Annotated in this window: 23 protein-coding genes and 1 riboswitch; of the genes, 10 read left to right on the forward strand and 13 right to left on the reverse strand. The window is 67.5% G+C overall.

Features of this window, described 5'->3' with window-relative positions:
• Positions 1-40 precede the first annotated feature (40 nt).
• From ugpA to ugpC, 3 genes are read left to right on the forward strand one after another with little or no spacing between them, the layout of a single operon-like run.
• Positions 41-919, forward strand: a complete 879-nt coding sequence (gene ugpA, locus CHB77_RS09710) for a sn-glycerol-3-phosphate ABC transporter permease UgpA (protein WP_089388004.1) — start codon at positions 41-43, stop codon at positions 917-919.
• A complete protein-coding gene (ugpE, locus tag CHB77_RS09715; RefSeq protein ID WP_089388005.1) occupies positions 919-1,767 on the forward strand; it encodes a sn-glycerol-3-phosphate ABC transporter permease UgpE in 849 nt (282 codons plus the stop codon). Before ugpA ends, ugpE begins: the two co-directional genes overlap by 1 nt.
• A 4-nt stretch (positions 1,768-1,771) precedes the next feature.
• Positions 1,772-2,779, forward strand: a complete 1,008-nt coding sequence (gene ugpC, locus CHB77_RS09720; protein ID WP_089388006.1) for a sn-glycerol-3-phosphate ABC transporter ATP-binding protein UgpC — start codon at positions 1,772-1,774, stop codon at positions 2,777-2,779.
• Between the two features lie 22 nt (positions 2,780-2,801).
• On the opposite strand, the gene CHB77_RS09725 is transcribed toward ugpC, so the two are convergent.
• From CHB77_RS09725 to CHB77_RS09765, 9 genes are all read right to left on the reverse strand, one after another.
• On the reverse strand, positions 2,802-5,441 hold the full coding sequence (locus CHB77_RS09725) for a nitrate reductase (protein WP_089388007.1): 2,640 nt from the start codon (positions 5,439-5,441) through the stop codon (positions 2,802-2,804).
• 12 nt (positions 5,442-5,453) lie between these two features.
• Positions 5,454-5,789, reverse strand: a complete 336-nt coding sequence (gene nirD / locus CHB77_RS09730; protein ID WP_089388008.1) for a nitrite reductase small subunit NirD — start codon at positions 5,787-5,789, stop codon at positions 5,454-5,456.
• A complete protein-coding gene (nirB, locus tag CHB77_RS09735; protein WP_089388009.1) occupies positions 5,786-8,224 on the reverse strand; it encodes a nitrite reductase large subunit NirB in 2,439 nt (812 codons plus the stop codon). Before nirB ends, nirD begins: the two co-directional genes overlap by 4 nt.
• A 10-nt stretch (positions 8,225-8,234) precedes the next feature.
• Complete coding sequence (locus CHB77_RS09740; protein ID WP_089388010.1) at positions 8,235-9,440, reverse strand: MFS transporter; 1,206 nt, start codon at positions 9,438-9,440, stop codon at positions 8,235-8,237.
• A gap of 308 nt (positions 9,441-9,748) precedes the next feature.
• Positions 9,749-10,729 (reverse strand): ABC transporter substrate-binding protein, encoded by a 981-nt coding sequence (locus tag CHB77_RS09745; RefSeq protein WP_089388011.1) that lies wholly within the window; start codon positions 10,727-10,729, stop codon positions 9,749-9,751.
• The gene (locus tag CHB77_RS09750; RefSeq protein WP_089388012.1) at positions 10,726-11,478 is read right to left on the reverse strand and encodes an ABC transporter ATP-binding protein; all 753 of its coding nucleotides are present in this window, start codon (positions 11,476-11,478) and stop codon (positions 10,726-10,728) included. The genes CHB77_RS09745 and CHB77_RS09750 overlap by 4 nt, the downstream gene beginning before the upstream one ends.
• The gene (locus CHB77_RS09755) at positions 11,471-12,226 is read right to left on the reverse strand and encodes an ABC transporter permease (RefSeq protein WP_089388013.1); all 756 of its coding nucleotides are present in this window, start codon (positions 12,224-12,226) and stop codon (positions 11,471-11,473) included. Before CHB77_RS09755 ends, CHB77_RS09750 begins: the two co-directional genes overlap by 8 nt.
• A gap of 21 nt (positions 12,227-12,247) precedes the next feature.
• Positions 12,248-12,859, reverse strand: coding sequence for a YkoF family thiamine/hydroxymethylpyrimidine-binding protein (locus tag CHB77_RS09760; RefSeq protein WP_089388014.1), 612 nt, complete (start codon positions 12,857-12,859; stop codon positions 12,248-12,250).
• A riboswitch (TPP riboswitch) is annotated at positions 12,853-12,960 on the reverse strand. (Overlaps the previous gene by 7 nt.)
• A 76-nt stretch (positions 12,961-13,036) precedes the next feature.
• Positions 13,037-14,140, reverse strand: coding sequence for a zinc-binding dehydrogenase (locus CHB77_RS09765; RefSeq protein ID WP_089388015.1), 1,104 nt, complete (start codon positions 14,138-14,140; stop codon positions 13,037-13,039).
• Between the two features lie 186 nt (positions 14,141-14,326).
• Between CHB77_RS09765 and CHB77_RS09770 the strand changes: the two genes are divergently transcribed.
• Positions 14,327-15,364: an extracellular catalytic domain type 1 short-chain-length polyhydroxyalkanoate depolymerase gene (locus CHB77_RS09770; protein ID WP_207303029.1), complete on the forward strand. Its 1,038-nt coding sequence runs from the start codon at positions 14,327-14,329 to the stop codon at positions 15,362-15,364.
• 126 nt (positions 15,365-15,490) lie between these two features.
• Here the strand turns inward: CHB77_RS09770 and CHB77_RS18045 are convergent, their stop codons facing one another.
• Complete coding sequence (locus CHB77_RS18045) at positions 15,491-16,024, reverse strand: hypothetical protein (RefSeq protein ID WP_131023337.1); 534 nt, start codon at positions 16,022-16,024, stop codon at positions 15,491-15,493.
• A 503-nt stretch (positions 16,025-16,527) separates the two neighbouring features.
• On the opposite strand from CHB77_RS18045, the gene CHB77_RS09780 reads away from it, so the two are divergent.
• The 4 genes from CHB77_RS09780 (at position 16,528) to CHB77_RS18480 (ending at position 19,778) form a co-directional block, all read left to right on the forward strand.
• Complete coding sequence (locus CHB77_RS09780; RefSeq protein ID WP_089388058.1) at positions 16,528-17,832, forward strand: AAA family ATPase; 1,305 nt, start codon at positions 16,528-16,530, stop codon at positions 17,830-17,832.
• Positions 17,829-18,932, forward strand: a complete 1,104-nt coding sequence (locus tag CHB77_RS09785; protein ID WP_089388018.1) for a ParB/RepB/Spo0J family partition protein — start codon at positions 17,829-17,831, stop codon at positions 18,930-18,932. The genes CHB77_RS09780 and CHB77_RS09785 overlap by 4 nt, the downstream gene beginning before the upstream one ends.
• Positions 18,933-19,392: 460 nt before the next feature.
• A complete protein-coding gene (locus CHB77_RS18475; protein ID WP_207303028.1) occupies positions 19,393-19,641 on the forward strand; it encodes a hypothetical protein in 249 nt (82 codons plus the stop codon).
• Entirely contained in the window at positions 19,638-19,778 is a 141-nt protein-coding gene (locus CHB77_RS18480; protein WP_207303027.1) for a hypothetical protein, read from the forward strand. Before CHB77_RS18475 ends, CHB77_RS18480 begins: the two co-directional genes overlap by 4 nt.
• Positions 19,779-20,214: 436 nt before the next feature.
• Here CHB77_RS18480 and CHB77_RS09795 read toward each other — a convergent pair whose 3' ends face one another.
• Together CHB77_RS09795 and CHB77_RS09800 are read right to left on the reverse strand one after the other, a co-directional pair.
• Positions 20,215-21,093, reverse strand: a complete 879-nt coding sequence (locus tag CHB77_RS09795; protein WP_089388059.1) for a DUF2189 domain-containing protein — start codon at positions 21,091-21,093, stop codon at positions 20,215-20,217.
• 429 nt (positions 21,094-21,522) lie between these two features.
• Entirely contained in the window at positions 21,523-22,485 is a 963-nt protein-coding gene (locus CHB77_RS09800; RefSeq protein ID WP_089388019.1) for a LysR family transcriptional regulator, read from the reverse strand.
• 81 nt (positions 22,486-22,566) lie between these two features.
• Between CHB77_RS09800 and CHB77_RS09805 the strand changes: the two genes are divergently transcribed.
• Positions 22,567-23,715, forward strand: a complete 1,149-nt coding sequence (locus CHB77_RS09805) for a CaiB/BaiF CoA transferase family protein (RefSeq protein WP_089388020.1) — start codon at positions 22,567-22,569, stop codon at positions 23,713-23,715.
• 2 nt (positions 23,716-23,717) lie between these two features.
• The gene (locus CHB77_RS09810; RefSeq protein WP_089388021.1) at positions 23,718-24,851 is read left to right on the forward strand and encodes an acyl-CoA dehydrogenase family protein; all 1,134 of its coding nucleotides are present in this window, start codon (positions 23,718-23,720) and stop codon (positions 24,849-24,851) included.
• Positions 24,852-24,886: 35 nt separating this feature from the next.
• Here CHB77_RS09810 and CHB77_RS09815 read toward each other — a convergent pair whose 3' ends face one another.
• Positions 24,887-25,657 (reverse strand): amino acid ABC transporter ATP-binding protein, encoded by a 771-nt coding sequence (locus CHB77_RS09815; protein ID WP_089388022.1) that lies wholly within the window; start codon positions 25,655-25,657, stop codon positions 24,887-24,889.
• Position 25,658 lies beyond the last annotated feature (1 nt).

Here is a 25,658-nt window from a genome sequence, read left to right on the forward strand (position 1 = left end):
GCCTGCGCGGCCCCGTTCCGCTTTCAAGACAAGGTTCAGGATGAAGCGTACCCTTTTTCGCAACCAGTTGCTGCCCTGGCTTCTGCTGGCGCCGCAACTGGCGATCACCTTTGTCTTCTTCCTGTGGCCTGCGGCCCAGGCGATCCGGCAAAGCTTCCTGCGCCAGGATGCCTTCGGCATAAACACCAGCTTCGTGGGGCTGGCCAATTTCAGGGCGCTGTGGAACAGCCCGGAATACCTGAATTCGCTTCAGGTCACGGCGGTGTTCGCGGTGCTGGTGACCGTCCTGTCGATGGGCTTTTCGCTGTTGCTGGCGGTTGCCGTGGACCGGATGATCCGGTCCGCCAGCGTCTATACCACGCTGCTGGTCTGGCCCTATGCGGTGGCGCCCGCCGTCGCGGGCATCCTGTGGTGGTTCATCTTCAACCCGACCATCGGCGTGATGCCCTATGTCCTGGAGATGGTGGGATACGACTGGAACCACATCAGCTCCAAATCCGACGCCATGGCCCTGGTGGTGATCGCCTCGGCCTGGAAGCAGATCAGCTACAACTTCCTGTTCTTCGTGGCGGGCCTGCAATCGGTGCCCGCCAGCCTGCGCGAGGCCGCGGCCATCGACGGCGCGGGCCCGGTGCGGCGGTTCTTCGACATCACGTTGCCGCTGCTGTCGCCGACGACATTCTTTCTGCTGGTCGTCAACATCGTCTATGCCATGTTCGACACCTTCGCCGTCATCGACGCCACAACCGAGGGCGGCCCCGCGCAGGCAACCAACATCATGGTGTACAAGGTCTATTTCGACGGCTTCGTGGGCCAGAACATGGGCTCGTCGGCCGCGCAGTCGGTGGTGCTGATGGTCATTGTCATCGCGCTGACCATCGTGCAGTTCCGCTGGGTCGAAAAGAAGGTGGCCTATTGATGATCGAAAACCGCCCCGGCCTGAACCTTCTGGCGCACCTGACCCTGATGCTGGGCGTGGCCATCGTGGCCCTGCCCGTCTGGGTGGCCTTCGTCGCGTCCACCCACACCGCCACGGATTTCATGTCGGGCACGATCCCGCTGTGGCCCGGACCCTATCTGGTCGAGAATTATGCACGGATGCTGGACGCGGGCGTATCGACCAGCGGCACCCCCCCGGTCGGCACGATGATGCTGAACAGCCTTGTCATGGCGCTGCTGATCGCCTGCGGCAAGATCGCGATTTCCATCACCTCGGCCTTCGCGATCGTCTATTTCCGCTTTCCGCTGCGAAACCTGGCCTTCTGGTGCATCTTCATCACCCTGATGCTGCCGGTGGAGGTGAGGATCGTTCCGACCTTCCAGGTGGTCGCGGATCTGGGGCTGCTGGACAGCTATGCCGGGTTGTCGATCCCGCTGATCGCGTCGGCCACCGCGACCTTCCTGTTCCGGCAGGTGTTCCTGACCATTCCCGACGAACTGACCGAGGCCGCGCGCATCGACGGCGCAGGACCGATGAAGTTCTTTCGCGACATCCTGCTGCCCTTGTCGCGCACCAACATCGCGGCGCTGTTCGTGATCCTGTTCATCTATGGCTGGAACCAGTACCTGTGGCCGCTGCTGATTACCACCAGCAGCGATTACTATACCATCGTGGCGGGCATCAAGCGGATGGCCGACGCGGTGGACGGGCTGCCGCAATGGCATCTGGTGATGGCCACCGCGATGCTGGCGATGCTGCCCCCGGTCGCCGTGGTGATCGGGATGCAGCGCCTGTTCGTCAAAGGTCTTGTCGAGACGGAGAAGTAAGACAATGGCATCCATCATTCTCGACAAGGTCGGCAAGATCTATGCCGGCGGCACCCGCGCCGTGGGCGATGTCAGCATCGACATCAGGGACGGCGAATTCATCGTGCTGGTCGGCCCGTCGGGCTGCGGCAAATCCACCTTGCTGCGCATGGTTGCCGGGCTGGAATCCATCAGCGAAGGCACCGTCCGCATCGGCGACCGCGTGGTCAACGACATCGAGCCCGCCGACCGCGACATCGCCATGGTGTTCCAGAACTATGCGCTGTACCCGCACATGTCGGTGCGCCAGAACCTGGCCTATGGCCTGAAGAACCGCGGCACGCCGCGCGCGGACATCGACCGCCGCGTGGCCGATGCGGCCGCCATCCTGCAAATCGGCCCCTATCTGGACCGCAAGCCCCGCGCCCTGTCGGGCGGTCAGCGCCAGCGCGTCGCCATGGGCCGCGCCATCGTCCGCGAACCGGCGGCCTTTCTGTTCGACGAACCCTTGTCGAACCTGGACGCGAAACTGCGCGTCACCATGCGGCTGGAGATCAAGGACTTGCAGCGCCGGCTGCGCACCACCTCGATCTATGTGACCCACGACCAGTTGGAGGCCATGACCCTGGCCGACCGGCTGGTAGTGCTGAACGGCGGGCGCATCGAACAGATCGGCACGCCGCTGGATGTCTATCGCAGGCCCGCATCCACATTCGTCGCGGGCTTCATCGGCAGCCCGGCCATGAACCTGATCCCGTCGCGCGCGGTCCCGAACCTGCCCGGCACCGCCCATGCCGGCATCGTCGGAATCCGCCCCGAGGATCTGGCGGTCGATCCAAGCGGTCCGATCGCCCTGGACGTGATCGCGGTCGAGGAACTGGGCGCGCAACGGCTGGTCCATGGCCGGACCAACGGAGAGATGCTGACCGTGACCATGCCCGCCGGGGATGCCGTGCCGGATCGGTTGCAACTGGCCTGCCGACCGGGGGCGACGCACCTGTTCCATGCCGAAACCGGGCAGCGCATCGACTGACGATTTGCTGCCGCCACGGGGTTCAGGCGGATCCGACGATCGCCGGCCGGTCCGGTGCCGGATGCCGGGCGCGGTCCAGCAGGGACTTCAGTTCCGGCCTGCACGATCCGCAATTGGTTCCGGCGGACAGCGCCTGGCCGATGGAATCGACCGTCATCAATCCTTGGGTGGCGATTCCGCGCAGGATCGTGTTCACACCCACCTGAAAGCAGGAACAGACGATCGCCCCCTCGTCGGGCCGATCCTGCCCCGCGCGGCCCGCCAGGATATCCGCCCGCGCGTCCGTCCCCAACGCCGAAACGACAAGGCTGCGCGCCACGGCCGCCGGTTCCCGCGCGACAAACAGGGCCGCCCTCAGGTGGCCGCCTTCCACGAAAGCCATGCGAAGGATCCCCCGCTGCCGATCCTGGACCACGACCGGCTCGGCATCGATGCCGAACATGGCCTGGACCACATCCGTCCAGGTCTCGGGGGCGGTGCTTCCGGCAAGTTCCGCCTGATAGCCGGACGCCAGCCTTGCGAAGGCGCAATAATCGCAATCGGCGCGGATCGGCCGGGTCGAGACCGCGAACCCGTGCCATGCGGCGGCAAACGGCGCGATGGCGACGGGCGCGAATTTCGACGCGGGCTGGCCCGACGCCGGATCCACGGTTCCCGGCACAAGGGCGGACACACGGCCCGACGGCGCCGTTTCCCCCGTCCAGTGGATCGGGGCGAAGGGATGGCCCGGCGCGACGCGATCCGTCACCAGCACCCGCAGGATGGCGCGGCCTTCTGGGCTTGTCACTTTGGCCAGCGACGCGGGCGCAAGGCCCAGACGCGCCGCATCGGCCGGATGCAGTTCCAGGAACGGCTCGGCCAGGTGACGCGACAGCCGGGGCGACAGGCCGGTGCGGGTCATGGTGTGCCAATGGTCGCGCACCCGGCCCGTGTTCAGCCGGAACGGATGGGCCGCATCGACCGGCTGCGGGGCGCGCGGCGCGATGGCCAGCATCCGCGCCTTGCCGGACGGCGTGTGGAACCGCCCATCCGCGAAAAAGCGGCGGTTGCGCCGCCGCGCAGAGTGCGGCCACAGGAACGGCTCCAGCGTGTCATAGGCGCCGCGCGTGATCCCCGCGTGGGCCGAGATGTCGAAGTCCCCGCCAAGCGCGCCCGCCACGCCCGACAGGGCCGCATGTTCGGCAAAGATGTCGGCCGGGTGGTCCCAGGCAAAGGCGTCGGCCCAGCCCATCCGGGCGCCCACCCCGGCGATGATGCGCCAGTCGTCGCGGGCCTGCCCCGGCGCGGGCAGGGTGCGGCGCTGCCGGCTGATGCGGCGTTCGGAATTGGTGACGGTTCCGTCCTTTTCGCCCCAGCCCGTCGCGGGCAGCACGACCTGCGCCAGCCGTGCCGTGTCGGTTGTCGCGAACATGTCGGACACCACGGTAAAGCCGCAGCCCTTGATGGCGGCGGCCACGCGGTCGGCCTGGGGCATCGACACGGCGGGGTTGGTGCAGATGATCCACAGGGCCTTGATGCGGCCATCCTCGACCGCGCGGAACATGTCCACGGCCTTGAGGCCCGGTTTCGCGGCCATCCGGGGCGCGTGCCAGAACCCCTGCACGGCGTCGCGATGGGCGGGGTTTTCGATGTCCAGATGGCAGGCCAGCATGGTGGCCAGCCCGCCGACCTCTCGGCCGCCCATGGCGTTGGGCTGGCCCGTGACGCTGAACGGACCCATGCCGGGCCGCCCTATCCGGCCGGTCGCCAGATGGCAGTTGATGATCGCGTTCACCTTGTCGGTGCCGCTGTCGGACTGGTTGATGCCTTGGGAATAGACCGTCACCACGCGGTCGCCGCCGCACCACAGATCCAGGAACTGCCGGATGGCGCTGTGCGGCAGGCCGGTCGCGCCGGGCAGGGTCGCGCGGGCGGCGGCAAGGGCGTCGTCCAGCCCGTCGGGCGTTTCGGATACCAGGCCGCGGCGGGCGATGTCGGCCAGCAGCAGGTTGAACAGCGCCGCGTCCGATCCCGGCGCCAGCGGCAGGTGCAGGTCGGCGATGTCGCAGGTGGCGGTGCGGCGCGGGTCGATGACGACGACCCTGGTGCCCCGCGCCGCGCGCGCCGCCGCCAGCCGCTGATACAGGACCGGATGGCACCAGGACAGGTTCGATCCGACCAGCACCACCACATCGGCCAGTTCCAGATCCTCGTAAAGACCCGGCACAGTGTCCGATCCGAAGGCGCGGCGGTGGCCCGCGACCGATGACGCCATGCACAGGCGCGAGTTCGTGTCGATATTGGCGCTGCCGATGAAGCCCTTCATCAGCTTGTTGGCGGCATAGTAATCCTCGGTCAGCAACTGGCCCGAGACGTAGAAGGCGACCGAATCCGGCCCGTGCCGGGCGATGGTGTCGGAAAACCGCCGCGCCACCAGGTCCAGGGCTTGGTCCCAGGTCGCTTCCTGGCCATCGATTCGGGGGGTCAGCAGCCGGTCTTTCAGGCCCACGGTTTCCCCAAGGGCCGATCCCTTGACGCACAACCGTCCGAAGTTCGCGGGATGGTCCGGGTCGCCGGCCACCGCCAGCCCGCCCGACCCGTCGGGGGTGGTTAGGACGCCGCAGCCCACGCCGCAATAGGGACAGGTGGTGCGGATCGCGGGACGGGGGGACTGGATGGTCATGGAAAGCCCCCTTCAGGCGGCGGCGCTGCGGCGGATCAGGCCCGCGTCGATCAGGACGCGGCCCCCCTGCACCTTGGCGGCAAAGGTTTGCACGCTGCCTTCGTCCGCACCCTGGGCTTGTCCGCTGTTCAGGTCGAAGACCCAGTTGTGCAGCGGGCAGGTGACGCGATCGCCATGGACGATGCCTTCGGACAGGGGGCCGCCCTTGTGGGGGCAACGGTCGTCCAGGGCAAAGACCCGGTCGTCGGCGGTGCGGAACACCGCGATGCAGCCCTGCACGGTCTTGACCAGGCGGGCGCCTTGGCGCGGAATATCGTCCAGCGAACCGATGTCGATGAGCAGCGTCATTCCGCGGCCTCCAGCGTCAGGTCGGCAAGGGGCGCCCAGCGGGGCGTTTCCGATGGGGTGGAGAGATCGGCCCAGGGATCGCGGCGATAGACCGACTGGCTGATCTCGAACCGCTCGATCAGGGCGGCACGAATGGCAGGATCCTCGATCTGCGCCCTGACCCAGTCCATGCCCACCCGCGCGACCCATTTATGGGGCCGGTGCAGATAACGGGCGTTTTCCCGGTAAAGCTGGACAAAGGCCGTGACGACGGCCACGGCCTCGTCCTCGGTCGCGGCGGTGGCCAGGGGTTCGGTTTCCTTGACCTCCATCCCCGCCGCGCCCGCGACGCTGATCTGATACCCCGAATCGACGCAGACGATTCCCACGTCCTTGCAGGTCGCCTCGGCGCAGTTGCGGGGGCAGCCGGATACGCCCAGCTTGACCTTGTGCGGCGTCCAGGACCCCCACAGCACCTGTTCCAGCCGGATGCCCAGGCCGGTCGAATCCTGCGTGCCGAACCGGCAGAACTGGCTGCCGACGCAGGTCTTGACCGTCCGCAGCCCTTTTGAATAGGCGTGGCCCGATACCAGCCCGGCGGCGTTCAGGTCGGCCCACATGCGCGGCAGATCCTCCTTGCGCACGCCCAGCAGGTCGATGCGCTGCCCGCCCGTGACCTTGACCATCGGCACGTCGTATTTCTCGGCCGCATCGGCGATGGCGCGCAGTTCAGAGGGCGTGGTGACGCCGCCCCACATGCGCGGCACCACCGAATAGGTGCCGTCCTTCTGGATGTTGGCGTGGTTGCGTTCGTTGACGAAGCGCGACTGCCGGTCGTCGCGGTATTCCAGCGGGTATTCCGCCAGCAAATAGTAATTCAGCGCCGGGCGGCAGGAATGGCAGCCGCCGACGGATTTCCAGCCCAGATCCTGCATCACGGCGGGGATCGACTTCAGCCCCATCGCCCGGATCAGGCGGCGCACGTCCTCGTGGCTATGGTCCGTGCATTTGCACATGCCTGCGGGCGCGTCCTGAACCTCGCCGCCCAGGGCCAGGGCCATGACCTGCTGGACCAGCCCCGTGCAGGTGCCGCAAGACGCGGACGCCTTGGTGCAGGCCCGCATGGCGTCCAGCGTGCAGGCCCCGCCGGCCACGGCATCAAGGATCGTGCCTTTGGAAACGCCGTTGCAACCACAGATCTCCGCCTCAGGCGGCAAGGCTGCAACGGCCGCCATAGGGTCCGGGGCGGCACCCCCCTGGAAGGCCGGGCCGAAGATCAGCGTGTCGCGCATCGGCCCGATGTCAGTGCCGTCCTTCATCAGTCCATAGAACCAGGCCCCGTCAGCGGTATCGCCGTACATCACCACGCCCACGATGCGGTCGTTCTCCAGCACCAGCCGCTTGTAGATGCCGCGCCCCGGATCGCGGAACACGATGTCCTCGCGCCCCGGCGCGTCGGCGAAATCGCCCGCGCTGTAGAGATCGCAGCCCGTCACCTTCAGCTTGGTCGCGGTCTGCACGGGGGCAAATGCTGCATTTCCGTCCAGCAGGGTCTGCGCCAGAACCTTGGCCTGGTCATACAGCGGCGCGACCAGCCCGAAGACCTGGCCGCGATGTTCCACGCATTCGCCAAGCGCGAAGATCGCCGGGTCGCTGGTGCGCAGTGCGTCGTCCACGACGATGCCGCGCTCGACCTCCAGATGCGCGTCCACCGCCAGCCGGGTTTCCGGGCGGATGCCCACGGCCATGCAGACCAGATCGGCGGGATAGACTGTGCCATCCTCCAGCAGCACCGCCTCGGCCCGGTCGTGGCCCAGGATCGCCTTGGTCGCCCCCTTGCAATGCACGGTGATGCCGCGCCGTTCCAGATCGCGCTGCAACAGGTATCCCGCCGCCGGATCCAGCTGGCGTTCCATCAGGTGGCCCATCAGATGGATCACCGTGACGCGGGCGCCGCGCGCGGCCATGCCCGCCGCGGCCTCCAGCCCCAGCAACCCGCCGCCGATGACCACTGCGTCCTTGCCCGCGGTGTCCATCATCGCCTGCGTATCGTCCAGATCGCGATAGCTGACCACGCCCGGCAGGTCGCGGCCCGGCACCGGGATGATGAAAGGCGCGGACCCCGTGGCAATCACCAGGGCGTCATAGGGCGCGCCGCCCGCGTTGGAGTAAACGACGCGATTTGCTCGGTCGATGCGCACCACAGGTTCCCCGAACCGGCAATCGACGCCGTGGGCGGCATACCAAGCCGCGTCATGGGTGACGATCTGGTCATAGGTCTTTTCGCCCGACAGCACCGGCGACAGCATCAGGCGGTTGTAGTTGCCGCGCGGTTCCGCGTTGAACAGCGTCACGTCCCAGGCGTCGGGCCAGGCATCGGGAGCCGCCTCGAACACCTGTTCCAGCAACCGGCCCGAGGCCATGCCGGCGCCGATGACGACGAGTTTGCGTTTCATGGCTGGCTCCTCAGACGGGTTGGGGGGCGATGCGTGATTGGCGGATGGACAGGTGCATCCACAGGGTGCAGGCCGCGACCAGCAGGAACAGGACGGTGAAACAGCTTGACCAGCTTCCGGTCTGATCCTTGAGCCAGCCGAACAGCAGCGGCAGCACGAACCCGCCCAGACCGCCGATCATGCCGACCAGCCCGCCCACCGCGCCCACGTTTCCGGGGTAATAGGTGGGGATGTGCTTGTAGACGGCGGCCTTGCCCAGGCTCATGAAAAAGCCCAGCACAAAGATCACCGCCAGGAAGGCCCAGACCGACAGGCCGGGGATCAGGGCCAGGATGCCGGTCGCGGCCAGCGACACCAGAAAGGTCGCATACATCACGCTGCGCGCGCCGACCCGGTCCGACAGCACCCCGCCATAGGCCCGGAAGATCGAGGCCGGGATCGAATAGGCCGCCCCGATCATGCCGGCGGTCTTCACGTCAAAGCCGTAAACGCCAATCAGGTAATGGGGCAGCCACAGCGCCAGGGCGACGAAGGCCCCGAAGCTGAAAAAGTAATAAGCCGAGAAACGCCACACCTGGACGTTGCGCAAGGGCGCGAATTCGGCCCGAAGGCTGCGCAGCGGCGCACGGGTGCCACGGCGGGCGGCCGTGACCGGATCGTCGGTGCTGAGGATCCAGAACAGCATGGCGGTCAGCGCCAGCGCGCCCGCCCAGATCTGCGCGGTGGCCTGCCAGCCCCAGGCGATCATCACGAAGGGGGCCGCGAACTTGGTCAGCGCCGCGCCCACGTTGCCGACGCCGAAGATGCCAAGCGCGGTCCCCTGCCGCGCGCCGTCGAAGAAGCGCGACACATAGGCCACGCCGACGGCGAAGGAACCGCCCGCGATGCCCACGCCCAGCGCGGCCAGCAGCATCTGCGGATAGGTGGTGGCCCAGGACAGAAGAAACGTCGCGGCGGCGGCGGCCAGCATGGTCAGGGTATAGACGGCGCGGCCGCCGATGCGGTCGCTGGCCACGCCCAGCACGATGCGCACCAGCGATCCGGTCAGGACCGGCATTCCGACCAGCAGGCCGAACTGGGTTTCGGTCAGGGACAGCTGGTCTTTGATCTGGATGCCGATGATGGAAAAGATCGTCCAGACCGCGAAGCAGACGGTGAATGCGGCGGTCGATAGCGACAAGGCGCGCCCGGATCGGGACAGGGTGATGGCGGACATGGATGCTCCGATGGCGAAACGGGGAACAGGGGCTGTCGGAACGCGCGATTGCCGGCGGCGGAAAGACCGGCACCACAAGTGCGCGCGTTCGGAAGATGCCGCATCGTTGCGAGCGGGCCAGTGACGCGCCATTGCGTCGGGCCATGGGCCGACGATGGCCGAATCGCGATGCCCTGCCAAGCGCCCCGATCCCCGTCCGGGCAGATCGGGCCGAATTCATGCTGCACGCGCAAAAAGATTGCGCGCAGTGCCCGGCGTTTGGTCAGTCTGATGATGCGGCGGCCCCGTGACGGCGCTGCCGCCGGGGATCAGCGGTCCATCCAGTCCTGATCGAACCAGTCCGACACATCGCCCGGCCATGCCAGGGGCGCGCCGTCCGCGTCCTTCAGCACCCTGCTGTCGAACAGGAACCGCGCCATGGCGGAAAAACGATCCGGGTCGATGCGGCCCACCGGCGTATCGCCGTCGCGCAGGTATCCGCCCTGGGCCAGGGCGCGCATCGATCCTTGGACCAGATCGGGGTTCGGGAAATCGCCGGCTGCGATCAGCAGGTCGGCTGCTTCATCGGGGTGGTCGGCCGCCCAGGCATAGCCTTCCTGCGTCGCCCGCATGAAGGCGGCCACGAGGTCGGGATTGTCCGCCAGCGTCGCCGCGCGCGTCGCGATGTAACCGTTCTGCTGATCGGGAATGCCGAAATCGGCATAGGTGAACGACGATTGGCGCCGCCCCATCAAGGCGCTGTTCACGCCTTCCCAGGTCGCCACCTCCAGCGTGAAATCGACCGCGCCCGCCGCCAGGGCCTCGTAGGCGCCGGTGCCCAGCGTAACCGTGTCCCAGACCGGATCGCCGCCGTCGTTGCGGATCATGGCGCCGATCAGCGCATCCTCCCACGCGGTGCCGAAGCCGGCATAGGTCTTGCCCGAAAGGTCGGCGGGCCGGGCGATCGCCGTGTTGCCGCTGTCGAAGACCAGCCGTCCCGTTTCATGCTGCGTCGTCGCCCACAGCGCGACCAGATCCGCGCCGCCTGCCCTGGCGCTGAGAAAGCCCAGCGAGGTGAGATAGCCGAAATCCGCCGCCCCCGCCGCCAGCAGGGCCGCCGAATTGGTGTCCGAATAGGGCAGCAGATCGACCTCCAGCCCGGCTGCGGCGTAAAGTCCCCTGTCGCGGGCCACGACCAGACCGATGTGATTGGTGTTCAGCGTCCAGTCGAGCGCGATGGACACCGGCGTATCGGCCGCGGCCGTAACCGGCAGGGCAAGGGCGGCGGCGATCAGGATGGGGCGGATCATCGGGGCAGCTCCTTCAGCAGCAGGGATTTCAGGGATTGGCGCAGCGGGGCCATCGCGGCCTCGGTGCGCCGGTCGCGGGGGATGGGAACGGGGATGTCGGCCACGATGCGGCCGGGACCGGCGGCCATCACCAGGATGCGGTCGGCCAGGCCCGTCGCCTCGTGCAGGTCGTGCGTGACCAGCAGGACCCCGCGCGGACGGTCGCGCAGCCGCGCCAGCAGCCAGTCCTGCATGGCCAGCCGCGTCACCGCATCCAGGGCAGAGAACGGCTCGTCCAGCAGCGCGAAGCGGCTGTCCTGGACGATGGTGCGCAGAAAGGCCGCGCGCTGCCGCATCCCGCCCGACACCTGGGCGGGAAACAGCGTCTCGCATCCGGCCAGGCCGAACGGCGCGAACAGGGCCGCCGCCCGTGCCATGGCCTTGCCGCGCGGCAGGCCCGCGACCGTCAGGCCCAGGGCGGCATTCTGGGCAATCGTCAGCCAGGGGAACAATGCGTCGCCTTGCGGCTGATAGGAAAGCGCAGGGTGCGGGGCCGCAGCGGGCGCGCCGTCCAGCAACAGCCGCCCGCGCGCCCGCAACCCGCCCTGCCCGTTCCCCAGGATGCCCGCCAGCCACCGCAGAACCGAAGTCTTGCCGCAGCCCGACGGCCCGATCAGCGCGGTGATCCCCCGGTCGGGCAGGGCGAAGGACAGGTCGCGGACCAGATTCCGTCCCCTTGCGGCGATGGTCAGGCCCCGCACCTCAAGCATCGGGACGTTCCTGCGGGCCGCGCGCCGTCAGCCGGTCGGCCAATTGCAGGATGGCCAGCAACGCCAGCGTCAGGGCGGCGGAGACCACCACGGCGGCCAGCACCAGATCGGCGCGGAAATTGTTCTTCGCGGCCAGGATATAGATGCCAAGCCCCCGACGCGCCCCGGCATATTCGGCAAAGATCGTCGCCACGATGGCATAGGTGGCCGAAATCCGCAGCCCCGCCAGAAACGGCGCCCGCGCCGATGGCAGGGTGGCGCGGCGAAAGACCGTCCAGCGTCTGGCGCCCATGGACACCAGCAGGTCGCGAAAGTCGGCCGGGGTCTGGCGATAGCCCGACAGCAGGCTGAGAAGCATGGGCAGGAAGGTCACAAGCACCACCAGCAGCACCTTGGGCAGCAGGCCGAAGCCGAACCACAGGATCATCAGCGGCGCCAGCGCCACCAGCGGCACCGTCTGGCTGGCCACGAACAGCGGCATCAGCGCGCGTTCCGCCCAGGGCAGCCCATGCAACGCAACCGAGGCGATGAAGGCAAAGACCACCGACAGCGTGAATCCAAGCGCCGCCACGGACAAGGTGGCAAGCGCATGGCCGCCGATGGTCGCCCGTTCCGCCAGCAGGGCGCGCGCCACCCCGGACGGCGGTGGCAGGATCATGGGGGATGCCCCGGACAGGCGGCAGTATCCCTCCCACCCGGCCAGAAGCAGGGCGAACAGGATCAGCGACGGCGGAATGCGCGGCAGCATCGGCGGTCCCCGGCCGCGGGATCAGCGCAGGCCGGGGCTGTTGGCCGAGGCCGTTAGGTCGAGCGTCACATGCCCCTGCGCCGGACCGAAGCGCAGAAAGGCCTGGTGCAGCGTTTCGAACACCGGCCCCGCATCCCCGCGCAGACGGGTGCAGAAATTCTTGGACCGCTGGAACGTCCCCGATGTTTTCAGAAACGCGATGCAGCCATAAATTTCGTCCATGTGCCGCCCCTCGCCCATCGCATAAAGCGAGAACTGCACGTCGATCCCGACACCCAGGACGGTCGCGTCCTGCACGGCGCCGTGGGCCAGGGCCTGGCGTTCGGACAAGGCCTGGGTCTGTGCTTGCGCCAGCGTCTCGCAGCGGCAGGCGGGATCGTCCGGTTCGCCCGGACAGCCGCGCGAGATCGTGGCGTGCAGCGTCACATGCGCCGGGCCGCGCGCGGCCCCCGCGAACAGATCGCGGATCGCGTCGAACAGCGCGTCCGGCGGGCCGACCATCAGGGTGGACATGTCGTCGGTTTCGACCCGCAGCCGGTCGCGATGGGGGGCCAGGGCCTCAAGCCCCGCCGTGATGACCCCGACGAAATCCGAGGTCATGGGATAGAGCGACACCTGCGCGCCAATGAACATCTGTTTTCCCTCGCTCCGCCGGCATTACCCGGATCAGCTGTGAAGGGTTCGCGCATCGTCGCGCATCTCAGCCCCGGATCGGAGCACCCCTGGTTTCCGGCAGGACCATGCGACGCCGGGCGGGGCCTGTCAAGCGGCAAGGCCCGTCCGGCGGGGTCCGCGCCGGGCCGTCCCCTGTCACGGAGTCAGCAGGTATTTCTCCCCGGTCGATTTTCGGACATAGGCCGCGACGATGGCCGGATCCAACGCCTGTTCCAGCGTGATCCGCGCGGTGTAATGGCTGGCAAAGGTCGTCGTCATCTCGTCCACGATCCGTTGGCGCATCCGTTCCACCGTGGCCGGATCCAGCCCTCGCAGCGCGTGGAACAACAGCCAGCCGCCGATGGCCCAGCGAAAGCCGAAGCCGCGGCGCAGGACCGTGGGTCCGGTGTCCAGGGCGCCATAGACATAGCCCTGCTTCATCACCGCTGAGCCATATCGGTCATAGGTGGCCATGTCGCGCGCCGCGACCGTTTCCATGGCGTTCAGGACGATGCTGGTCGTTTCGCCCCCGCCGATGGCGTCGAAACACAGCGTGGCGCCGGTCGCGGCGATGGCCCCGGTCAGGTCGTCGCGGAAACTGCCCGCGCTGCTGTCCACCACATGAACCGCACCCAGATCGCGCAGCAGGGCCGCCTGCGCAGGGCTGCGGACGATGTTGACCAGGCCGATCCCGTCAGCCCCGCAGATCCGCGCCAGCATCTGCCCCAGGTTCGAGGCCGCGGGCGCGTGCACGATCGCCGTGTGCCCTTCGGCCCGCATGGTTTCGACAAAGCCAAGCGCGGTCAGCGGATTGACGAACAGCGCGGCGCCCTGTTCGGCCAGGGCGCCGTCTGGCAGCACCAGACAGTCGCTGGCGGCGATCAGGCGCAGGCGGGCATACATGGCCCCGCCCAGCATCGCCACCCGCCTGCCGATCAGGTGCCGCTGATCCGGCCCCGCCGCGACGACCGTGCCCGCCCCTTCGTTTCCGGCGGTCAGGGCCTGGCCGATCCGGGCGCGCAGGGAGGGCATGGCGGCGTCGGGGATGCGGGCGGTCAGGGCCTGACCGTCCCGCGCCAGGGTCGCCATGTCGGCCGGTCCGAACATCAGCCCCAGATCCGAAGGGTTGATCGGCGCGGCCTCGACCCGGACCAGAACCTGTCCGGGACCGGGTTCGGGCAGACGCACCGGCTCCAGGGCCATTCGCAGCGTGCCGTCGGCCGACACGGTCGATCTCAGTTCCAGGCTGTCGCGGTCCATAGTCCTCTCCGCTGGTGTTTGGACCATCTTTCCGCAGACGCGGGCCGGGTTCAATCGCCTTGCGGGGGAAATCGGCAGCGGAACGACACCGGCCCGATTGCCCCCCGGCGCGAATTGACCCCGGCGCCGACATGCGACAGGGATGCCCGGTCCCGCCGCGACTCACGCACGGGCAGGAGAATGTCGATGGCTGGCCTGATAAGGATGTTCGCCAAGGCGGCGCGCCCCGGACGAAAGCGTTTGCGCGTCCCGTCGGCCCCGGCGCTGCCGGCCTTGCTGGGGCTGCCCGCCGGGGCTGCCGCCCTCAAGCGCCTGGCCGCGGGCGTGACCGCGCGCAAGACCGGCAAGGCGCGGCCCCCGCGACCGGCGCCGGGCAGTTTCATCACCGACACGTTCGTCTGCCCCCAAGGCGAGATCGACTTTCGCTTCTACACGCCCAAGGGATCGGCCGGACGGCGGATGCCCCTGGTGGTCATGCTGCACGGCTGCACGCAGACGGCGGCGGATTTCGCGGCGGGCACGGCCATGAACCGGCTGGCCGACGCGATGGGCGTCCTGGTGCTGTATCCCCAGCAGTCGCCCAAGGCCAATATCGGCCGCTGCTGGAACTGGCACGATCCCCGGAACCAGGTGCGCGGCAAGGGAGAGCCGGCCCTGATCGCGGCCCTGGCCCGCCACGCGATCGTGCTGGGGCGGGCCAATCCGTCGCGGGTCTATATCGCCGGAATTTCGGCCGGGGGGACCGCCGCCGCCATCATCGGCGCCGCCTATCCCGACCTTTTCGCGGCGGTCGGCGTTCATTCCGGGGTGCCCCTGGGCAATATCCGGTCGCTGCGATCGGCCGTGGCCGCCATGCGGGGCAAGCCGCGCGCCGGGATCGGCGGCAAGCTGCCGCCGCAGTTGCCAACCATCGTCTTTCACGGCGACCAGGACCGCATCGTCCATCCCAGCAACGCGGGCGGCTTTCTGGGCAACCTGGAACGATCGCGCCCCGGACCGCTTGTCTGCCGCATGGCCACCGGCCGCACGGACCGGGGACGCGACTTCACGCGCCGGACCTATCAGAACCAGTCGGGGCGGACCCTGCTCGAGGAATGGACCGTGCATGGATGCGGCCACGGCTGGTCGGGCGGCCGCGCCTCGGGGTCGCATACCGACCCCGCCGGGCCGGATGCCTCGCGCGAGATGCTGCGGTTCTTCCTGGCCCGGCGCCGGGGCGGCTGAGGCGCGGGCCGATGCGTCGCAGGCCTGCCCTCTGCCCCACGATACAGTCGAAGATCGGCTTGTGGCCGCAGCGACCCCCCGAACCGCATCGCCGTCCGGCATCACCGGCACCATGACCCGGATCGTTCAACCGGCCGAAAAGGCAGGCCGCGATTGCGGCGCCCCGCGGATGAACGATGACGACGAAAACAAGCCGGTCGTCTGCAATGGGAACGCGGAAGGCGGCTTTGCCATCGCCGCGGCCCGCAATCCTGCCGGGGCGGACAATCCCATATCTGTCCCGTGAACCCCGGCAGCGAGGATTTCCACCACGTTCTGGAACACAGGCCGGATGCCTCGCTGCGCCTGGGCAAGGGCGTCGATCCCGCTATCCTGCGCAGCACGGATCACGATTCCGCCGATGGCGGCCCGACCGCCGGCGCGTCGCCCTCCCCTACCCCGCCTCGACCCGGACCCGCGCAACGCGCCCGTCCCCGCGCCCTGCCGTTTGACGGTGGCCCATCCCAGGGATCGCAGCCGCGCCATGTCGCGCTTGACGGTGCGCTCGTCCACGCACCACAGCCGTGCGATGTCCCGCTGGCCGATAGCAAGATCATCGTTCCGCCCGTTGTACCGCGTGGTAATCAACGCCGTCAGCCGCTGCGCCAGCCGCTGATCCACCGGGCCGCCCGCCAGGGCGTGGGGGATGATGGCCGACAGGATATCGTATTTCCTTGCCGCGCCCTGTCGGTCGACGGCACGGATCCGTTCCGTCCCCGTTCAACTGCCCGATGCCTGGCGCTGCCCTTTCGGGGATCATTTCAAGACGCTTTTGGCCATTGAAACCGCCTTTGCGTCCGAGCCAGCGATCCTGTCAAGCGATTCCCGGCGGTGGACAGCGACTGTTCAGGAAATTGAATACGGCAGAAGGGGCATGGCAGGCCGCACGGGACGCCCCTATTCCACATCAGATGTCCCTAAATTTCAGGTATATACAGCGAACATGCCACCTTGTTTCAAGGGCGGCGCGATCTGGGCGGCACGTCACTTCGCGGTGCCGATTCGTCCGGTTCGATCCGCCACGCCTCCCGTTCGGGCGCCGTGAATTTGGTTTTTGCCAAGACCGCAAATCCGGCGTAAAAGCCGAACAAGCTGCCAACAGCGTCCCTTTCGACAGGCCCATGATGTATACGCACCAAGACCTTGCCCGGCTGCAATCCCAATCCCTGAAGATGCAGGGATGGATCCGGCGCCAGACCTTCAGCCCGGGCCATGAAAAGACCCTGCGCCGTTTTTCAAGCTGGGAGGTGTCGGAACTGATCTTCCGCATGAATCAATCGACCTTTCGCGGCAAGCTGGCGGCGGATCCGAACCTTCCCCTCGGGGAAGTCGAGGAGGATGGCCGCCAGCGGTGGTTCTCGCTGGAGGAGATCAACGAGCTGCGCCGCCGCGTCCGGGTCGGCAAGAAGTCCCTGATGCCGCCGCGCCCGGCAAACCGTCGCGCCTTCCGCGCCGCCATCGCCAACTTTAAAGGCGGCGCGGGAAAATCCACGGTGGCGCTGCATTTTGCCCATGCGGCGGCGCTTGACGGCTATCGCGTCCTGATGGTGGATTTCGACCCGCAGGCGACCCTGTCCCATTCCATGGGCCTGAACGACGTGGGCGAGGATCATACCGTCTGGGGCATCATGGCGCGCGATCTGGAACGGGAAACCGACCGGATGAACGGCGCCGCCTCCGGGGCCGAGAGCGGGGCCGCCCTGCCCCACCGCAAGCTGCCGTCGTCGATCCGCGACATGGGGCTTGGCCTGCTGCGGCCCGGCGATTTCATCAAGCCGACCGCTTGGCCCACCATCGACATCGTGCCCAGTTGCGCCAACGCCGCCTTTGTCGAATTCGCCAGCGCCCAGTATCGCCATCTGAACCCGGAGTGGACCTTTTTCGGGGCCGTGTCGCGGTTTCTCGATTCGTTGCCGGACGATGCCTATGATCTGATCCTGTTCGATTGCCCTCCGGCGATCGGCTATCAGTCGATGAACGCCGTCTTTGCCGCCGACATGCTCTATATCCCCTCCGGCCCCGGCTATTGGGAATACGATTCCACCACCAGCTTCATCGGGCAGCTTTCCGAGGCCCTGGAGGATCTGTCCCACGGTTTCGAGAACTTCCCCACGGGGAAGATTGCGCTGCCCAAGGCCTTTGCCGACATCCGCTTTCTGATGACGCGATTCGAGCCGTCGAACGATCTTCACCAAGCCATGCTGGGGGCGTTTCGACAGGTCTTCGGCGACCGCATGGCGCACCATCCCATCGAATTGACCCGCGCGGTTGAACAGTCGGGCCGCTTTCTCAGTTCGATCTACGAGATCGATTATCGGGAAATGACGCGCGGGACATGGCGACGTGCGCGCGCCACATTCGATCAGGCATACGAGGAATTCCGGTCCCATGTTCTGGCGGCCTGGTCCACCCTGGAGGAAAAGTCATGAGCCGCAAACGACGCATGTTCGACATCGAGGTTCCCGGCGACGAACCCGAGATCGTCCCGGCGGGGAAGGCCGACGACAGCGGCCGCCGCCGCGGACCCATGGCGGCCGCCATCACGGAAACGGCCGAATCCAGCCGCGACCGCGCCCGGCTCGAGGCCGAAATCCGATCCGAAAACGATGCCCTGGCCCAAGAGCATGTCCGTCTGAAACGCGCCGGCCTGATTGTCGATCTGATCCCGCTGGACGTGATCGACACGTGCAAACTGATCCGCGACCGCGCGCCGGCGGCGGATTTCGAGCTGGCCGAACTGGTCGAATCCATCCGCGACATCGGGCTGTCGAATCCGATCCGGGTCGAGCCGGGCAGGGACGGGCGATACGAACTGATCCAGGGCTGGCGCCGCCTGTCGGCGTTTCGCACGCTTTTGGATCAGACTGGCGACGCCGACCGATGGGGTCGAATTCCGGCAGGCATCGCCGCACGGGGCGAGGCTTTGGAACATCTTTATCGTCGCATGGTCGACGAAAACATGGTTCGCAAGGACATCTCGTTCGCCGAGATGGCGCAGCTGGCGCTGCATTACGCGATGGATCCCCAGACGTCCGAACACGATCCCGACCGTGCGGTCGCGCTGCTGTTCAAGTCCGCCGGCTATCAGAAGCGCAGCTATATCCGCAACTTCATTCCGCTTGTTCAGGCTTTGGGAGAGGTTCTGCTGTATCCGCAGGAAATTCCGCGCGCCTTGGGCCTGGCTTTGGCGCAGCGCCTGACGGACATTCCAGGCCTGTCCACGGCGATCGCGGCGGAATTCCGCGACTGGGACACGCGATCCGTCAAGGACGAGCTGGACGTTCTGCGCCGCTTTGCAGGGCAGGGGGGCGATGCCACCGACGACGCGCCCGCCGTTACCGGAACGGCACCGTCGCCGGTGCCCGAGGGGCGCGCCAGAACCACTTTCCAGATTGCCCACCCGCAGGGCAACGCCCGATGCACCGCCGCCAACGGCCGGTTGGAGATCCGCCTTGCGCGCGATTTCACGACTGTGGACCGCCGCAAGCTGGAGGCTGCCGTCGCCGCGCTTCTGGACCAGATCGGCTAGCTTGCATTGCCTTGGTGCAGGATGCGGCACCCCGTGTCGTGCCGCACCTCACGACAACACATGATCGACAGGATTTACAATTACGGAATGCGCAATGAAACGACCGTTTGACGATGTATTTTTTGCTCAGGCTGTCAATGCTTCTTCAGGAATGCCGTTTCTATTTGCCCTTGCCGCAGTCTGAGACAGGCGCAGGACCGGGTGTTTGCCGGCACCCGGTCCGCTATCGAGCAAGTCTTTTTCAAACGACCGAAGTAATCCGCATAAATAGCTTCATTAGCGGATAATAAATCGTATATCACAGCAATGATGGCGATGTTCGGCTGCCTCGAAGGAACATCGGCGGGTTTCCAGGCATCATTGTTTGGTCTGTGGCCGATGTCTGACCCCAGAGGGCATGACCTTTGGGGCGTGGGGCGCCATCATGGGCTGATGGGCAACAGGTTGGCCGTGTCCGACGATGCTGGACAGTTCCGCATCCTCGATCATGCCTGCGTGCCGGGTTCATGCCCAGCGGCTGCTGCGAAAGCGGATGCCGAAAATTCCCGAACAGATGCGCAAGCTGGAAAGGCTCCGGGATCAGTGTCATGAACAGGGTCGGTTGCTGGCTCGCCTGCACAGGCGAAAGCACGAACGGCTGAGGGTGCTGGGTCGGCCCGAGATCCCGCTTCACGCCAATGCCTCGGAAAACGACCTGCGGCCTGCGTGACCAAGCGCCCGATCTCGGGCGGCACGATGAGCGCCGATGACCGTCAGGCACACGATGTCATGCTCGGGCTGATAAAGACCCGCCACGAAAGCCTGGCATCTCTTTCTTCGGCTCTCTGGATGATCGGCTTGGGCTGAACCGATCAGCAGCATGTATTCCGCTCCTCTCCGCGCCTGTCGCCGTTCCGCCCGCCTGAACCGAACGGCCCGGAAAGCGCCAGGCGGTCTCTCCATCAAAGCGCGATGCTCGTTCTACCTTGGTCAGGCAGCGTTCGCGTCGCTAGCCCATGCGGTCGGCCAGAGCGCCCGTTCACGGACGACGATCGCCTTGCACGTTTCCAAAGACCGATCCCATCGGAGCCTGCGCGATCCGCACCGTGTTGCTGACCTGTTCCGCTTCCCGGCGCGGTTCCCTCCACGCGGGAATGTCGCCGGACATCCGGTCTGGGCCGCGCTGCCCGGAAATCCGCCCCGGTTACCTGTTTGTGTTCTGGACCAGGCCTGCGTGAAAGCGCCACACCCCGTGCCCTGTGCAGGCCGCGCATCGCGTCCTGAGGCCTTGCATAAGGAAGGATCACCCGGCAGCGGGGTCGCGGAAGGTTACGGCGCGACGATAAAGGTGCCAGGTCGCGTGCCCGAGGATCGGCAGCACCACGATCAGCCCGGCAAAAAGCGGGATCATCCCCAGCATCAGCGAACCGGCCACGATCAGCCCCCAGGCGGCGGTGGCGCCGGGATTCGCCTTGGCCACGGCCCAGGAGGTCGCAAGTGCCAGCGGGACGCCCACGGGCCGGTCGATCAGCATCGGAAAGGACACCATGCCGATGCAGAGCACCAGGGCCGCGAAGACGAAGCCCACGGCGGTGCCCAGGACCAACATCTCTCGGCCCGGCCCGGTGGTCAGGCTATCGCGCAGCAGGGCGGGCAGGCTGTCATAGGTCTGCGGCCCCAGCGTCGCGGCCCAGATGGCATGGGCGGCCCCCAGCCACAGCACGAAGATCACCAGCAGCAACAGGCCCAGCATCAGCACCGGCCCCAGCACCTGCCCGCTCAGGGCCGAGACTGCCGCGCCCCAATTGGCAGGCAGGCCCGCCTCGCGGCGGCGGCTCATCTCGTAAAGGCCGACGGCCGCAACCGGGCCGATCAGCGGAAAGCCCGCGACCAGCGGGAACAGCAGATGGACCTGCCCGGCGTTCAGCACCCAGACCCCCAGGATAAAGCCGATCACCGGGTAAAGCACCACCAGGAAGATCACGTCGGATCGCAGCGCGGCAAAGTCGCGTGCGCCTTTCCCAAGCGCGGCGCCGAGATCGGCAAGGTCGATCCGGTTGACCTGCGGCCGGGCTGCCTGGTGGCCGCCGATCCCGTCGATGGCATGGCCAAGGCCCCGGCCCATTCCGGCCAGCCTCTGCGCGCTCCAGCTCAGCGGGTTTCCAATCGTTCTGTCGGGCATGGCTGCATCCTCCTGTACAGAGGTCGGCCAGACCGAGGCATCTGCCGGAGAGCCCGGCATCCGCCCTGTCGTCGGGCCGATCCGTCCTCGAGCCGCCAGCATAGCAAATCCGGATGATTCCCGCACGTGATGATTGTGCCGCGTGAGATGTCCGCGGCCCGGGTGCAAGCCCAGGAAGCGGGCCTCCTCGCCGATGCGGACGTGCCCGAGCAGGGCGTTCGACCGCAGGAATACCATCGCCACGGGCGAAAGGCCCAGGACCGGCGGCGCCGCCACGATCTTGGTCATGACCACCAGGTAATCGGGGCGGAAAACCCGGCGGTATCCGGGAATGGCTGACGTCGGCAGCCTGCCGATTCCGGCCAGGCGTCTGGAAGAAAGGGCGCCCGATGGGGTCCGGCTTTCCAAGGCGCGCATGTCCGGCACCGCCTATGGCGCCGTTGTCCTGCATGCTTCAAGAGTGTCAGCCAAGGGGGCTTCAGCAAAGCCCTGACCGGGCGCATTGCCCATCGCCCTCATGCAGAAATGCAGAAAGGCGCTTGCCGTGGCGGTGGGGGGCAAGGCTGCCGCGCGGGCGATGGCGATGCGGCTGGGCAGCAATCGGCCGGTCAACGCCAGCCGCGCCACGCGCCCGCCGTCATAGGCCAGGTCATGGGGCAGGTCCGTCGCCAGCAGGCCCACCCCCAGGCCGTTGGCGACCATGGCGCGCAGCATCTCGACCGATGCGGTTTCGGCGGCGATGCGCGGCGTCACCCCGGCGATCTGGAACAGCGACAGGAAATAGCCCAGGCTGTGGGGCAGGTTGATCAGCACCACCGGATCCTGGGCCAGGTCGGCCAGCGACACGGCCCCCGCCCCGGCCAGCCGGTGATCGGGCGGCACCAGGGCATGGGGCGGCACCGCCTGCAACGGCGTCAACGCCAAATCGCCGGGCAGCCCCGCGTCATAGACCAGGGCCAAATCAATGCGGCCCCGGCGCAGCCCCTGGGCCAGTTCCGCCAGATCTCCCTCGACCAGGGTGATCCTTGCGCCGGGATGGCGGTCGATAAAGGCGCGGATCAGGCGCGGCGCGTAGCGCGGCCCCAGCGTGGAATAGGCACCCAGCGTCAATTCACCGTCGGGTTCCGTGGCAGGGGCCAAAGCTGCGCGGGCTTGGGCGACCAGGCCCGCAAACGCCGCCAGCTTCTGCCGGCCGAAGGGGGTCGGCTGCATTCCCTGTCCGGGCAGGCGCAGGAACAGGGGCTGGCCGAAATGCGCCTCCATCTGTGCCACGGCCTGCGACACCGAGGGCTGCGAGACGTTCACCGCCCGTGCGGCGGCGGCGGTCGATCCGGTGTCCGCGACGGCCAGCAGGTAGGTGATCTGGCGCAGGCTGATAGGAATAGGCTTCATTGATTCACACAATCCGAAACGATTATTTCCTTCTATACCTATCCGAACCTTAGTCTGTCCCGATCAATCGCTGGGGACATCATGACCGAAAACGCAAGACCGCTGGCCGGCATCACGGTTCTGGATTTCACACGGGTTCTGGCCGGACCCTATGCCACCGCGCTGATGGCCGACCTGGGCGCGGATGTCATCAAGGTCGAGGCGCCTGGCGGCGACGAATACCGCCATATCGGCCCCTTCCTGGGCGGCGAAAGCGCGCTGTTCCAGACCGCCAATCGCGGCAAGCGGTCCATCGTGCTGGACCTGCGGTCCCCTGCCGACCTGGCGGTGGCGCGCGATCTGGCCCTGCGCGCCGATGTGGTGGTGGAAAATTTCCGGCCGGGCGTGATGGCTCGGCTAGGGCTGGATGCGGCGACCTTGCAGATGGACAATCCGGGGCTTGTCTATGCCTCGGTCTCGGGGTTCGGTCAGAACGGTCCCCATGCGGTTCGCCCGGCCTATGACATCATTGTGCAGGCGATGTCCGGGTTGATGGACCTGACGGGGGAACCCGCCGCGGCTCCGACCATGGTGGGCGAGGCGTTGGCCGATGTGGCGGGCGGCCTGTTCGCCGCCTGGGGCATCATGGTTGCCCTGTTCGACCGCAGCCGCACGGGCCGGGGCCGGGTGGTCGATCTGGCGCTGTTCGATGCGCTGTTGTCGATGATGCCGTCGGCGGCCTCGCGGGTGCTGGTCTGCGATGCCGACCCCGCGCGCACCGGCAACCGCCATGCGTTGTCCGCGCCCTTCGGCGTCTATCCGGCGGGGCAGGGGCATTTCGCGGTCGCGGTGCTGAACGACAAGCTGTTCGCGGGTTTCTGCGCGGTGATCGGCCAGCCCGGCTTGGCCGGCGATCCGCGCATGGCCAGCGACGAAAGCCGCCGCACGCACGAACCCGTTCTGGCGGGGGCCATTGCGCAATGGGCCGGTGGCCTGACGGCGGCGCAGGCGGTGGCGGCGCTGTCGGCGGCGGGGGTGCCCGCGTCGGAACTGGCATCAGTGCGGGATGCCTGGCGGTCGGACCAGGCGCGGGCGCGGGGGCTGGCCTCGCCGGTGGACCACCCCCTGCTGGGACCGATCAGCCTGCCGGAACAGCCGGTGCATTTTTCGGGCAGTCCGCGCGGTGCGCGCCGGGCGGCGCCGGGGCTGGATGAACATGGCGCCGAAATCCGCGCCGAACTGGGGATGTGACCATGCGTGACTGGACCGACGACGAAGCCGCCATGCTGGACCAGATCGGGCGTTTCGCCGCCGAGGTGCTGGCCCCGCGCGCGGCGGATCTGGACGAAACCGCGACCTTTGCCACCTGCCACCTGCCCGCCATGGCCGATCTGGGCCTGATGGGCCTGAACCTGCCCGAGGGGGATGGCGGCCTTGGCCTGTCCGGGCCGGCGCTGTATCGGGCGGTCGAACTGATCGCCGGGGCCTGCGGATCGACGGCATCGCTGCTGACCGCGCATTACCTGGCCACGGATTCGCTGCATCTGGGGGCGGACACGGATCTGCGGGCACGGTTCCTGCCGCGCGCGGCGGCGGGCAGCCTGGGCGCCTTCGCCCTGACCGAACCGCAGGCCGGGTCGAACCCGGCGGACATGCGCACGGTCGCGCGGCGCGACGGCGCGGGATACCGGCTGCGCGGGTCGAAATGCTTCATCTCGAACGCCGGGGCCGCCGATTTCATGGTGGTCTATGCCAAGACCGATCCTGACGCGGGCGCGCGGGGTGTTTCGGCTTTCGTGGTGGAACCGAAGGACACGCCCGGCATCGGCATCGCACCCGCCGAACGCACCATGGGCCTGCGCGGCGGGCATGTCTTCGGCGTCACCTTCGACGATTGCTTCGTGCCTGCGGAAAACCGCATCGGCGCCGAGGGCACGGGGTTCCGCACGGCGATGAAGGTGCTGGACAACGGCCGGATCGAGGTTGCGGCCCAAGCCACCGGCATCGCCGAGGCGGCCCTGAACGCGGCCATTGCCTATGCCAGGGAACGGCGTGTGGACGGCCATCCCATCGCCGATTTCCAGGGGCTGCAATGGATGCTGGCCGACAGCGCCAACGACCTTGCCGCCGCCCGCGCCCTGGGATTGGCGGCTGCGCGGCTGCGCGGCACCGGCGCGCGCTATTCCACCGAAAGCGCGCACGCCAAGCTGTTCGCGTCCGAGGCCGCCTGGCGCATCGCCGACCGCGCCTTGCAGATCCACGGCGGCTATGGCTATTGCCGGGATTTTCCGCTGGAACGCTATCTGCGCGACCTGCGGATCTTTCGCATCTACGAGGGCAGTTCCGAGATTCAGCGGACCATCATCGCGCGGGGCCTGCTGGCCTGAGCAGCCGGAACCCGGCCCATGTGGCCGGGGATCGTTCAGAAGCTGTTGCGTTCGTGATAGGTGCGCAGAAAGGACTGGATGCGCGGATCCTGCGGCTGGTGCAGGATCGCGGCGGGCGTGTCGGCGGCCACCAGCTCGCCCCGTTCCATGAAGGCCACGCGGTCGGCGACATGGGCGGCAAAGCCCATCTCGTGCGTGACGACGACCATGGTCATGCCTTCGGATGCCAGCGTCTTCATCACGCTCAGCACCTCGCCCACCAGTTCGGGGTCCAGGGCCGAGGTCGGCTCGTCGAACAGCATCAGGCGCGGCTCCATGGCGATGGCGCGGGCGATGGCCACGCGCTGCTGCTGGCCCCCCGACAGGCGCGAGGGGTGATTGTCCATCTTGTCGGCCAAGCCCACCTTGGCCAGGGCGGCAGCCGCGCGGGTGGCGGCGTCCGCCCTGGACATGCCGCGCACCCGGATCAGGCCTTCGGCCACGTTCTCTCGCGCGGTCATGTGCGGCCACAGGTTGAATTGCTGGAACACCATGCCGATCGACCGGCGCATCTCGCGCAACGCACGGCCCCCCATCTTGCGGCCCGGCGCGTCGTAACCCATCAGCCTGCCATCGATGCGGATTTCGCCCGAGTCATAAGGCTCGAGGAAGTTGATGCAGCGCAGCAGGGTCGATTTGCCGGACCCGGATGGCCCGATCAGGCAGGTCACGCGGCCGGGCGGGATCGACAGGTCCACGTCCTTCAGCGCGTGGAAAGGACCGAAATGCTTGTTTACCTTCTGAATCTCGACGGCAGAGGCCTGCATC

The sequence above is a fragment of the Paracoccus sediminis genome, assembly GCF_900188295.1.
GTDB lineage: Bacteria > Pseudomonadota > Alphaproteobacteria > Rhodobacterales > Rhodobacteraceae > Paracoccus > Paracoccus sediminis.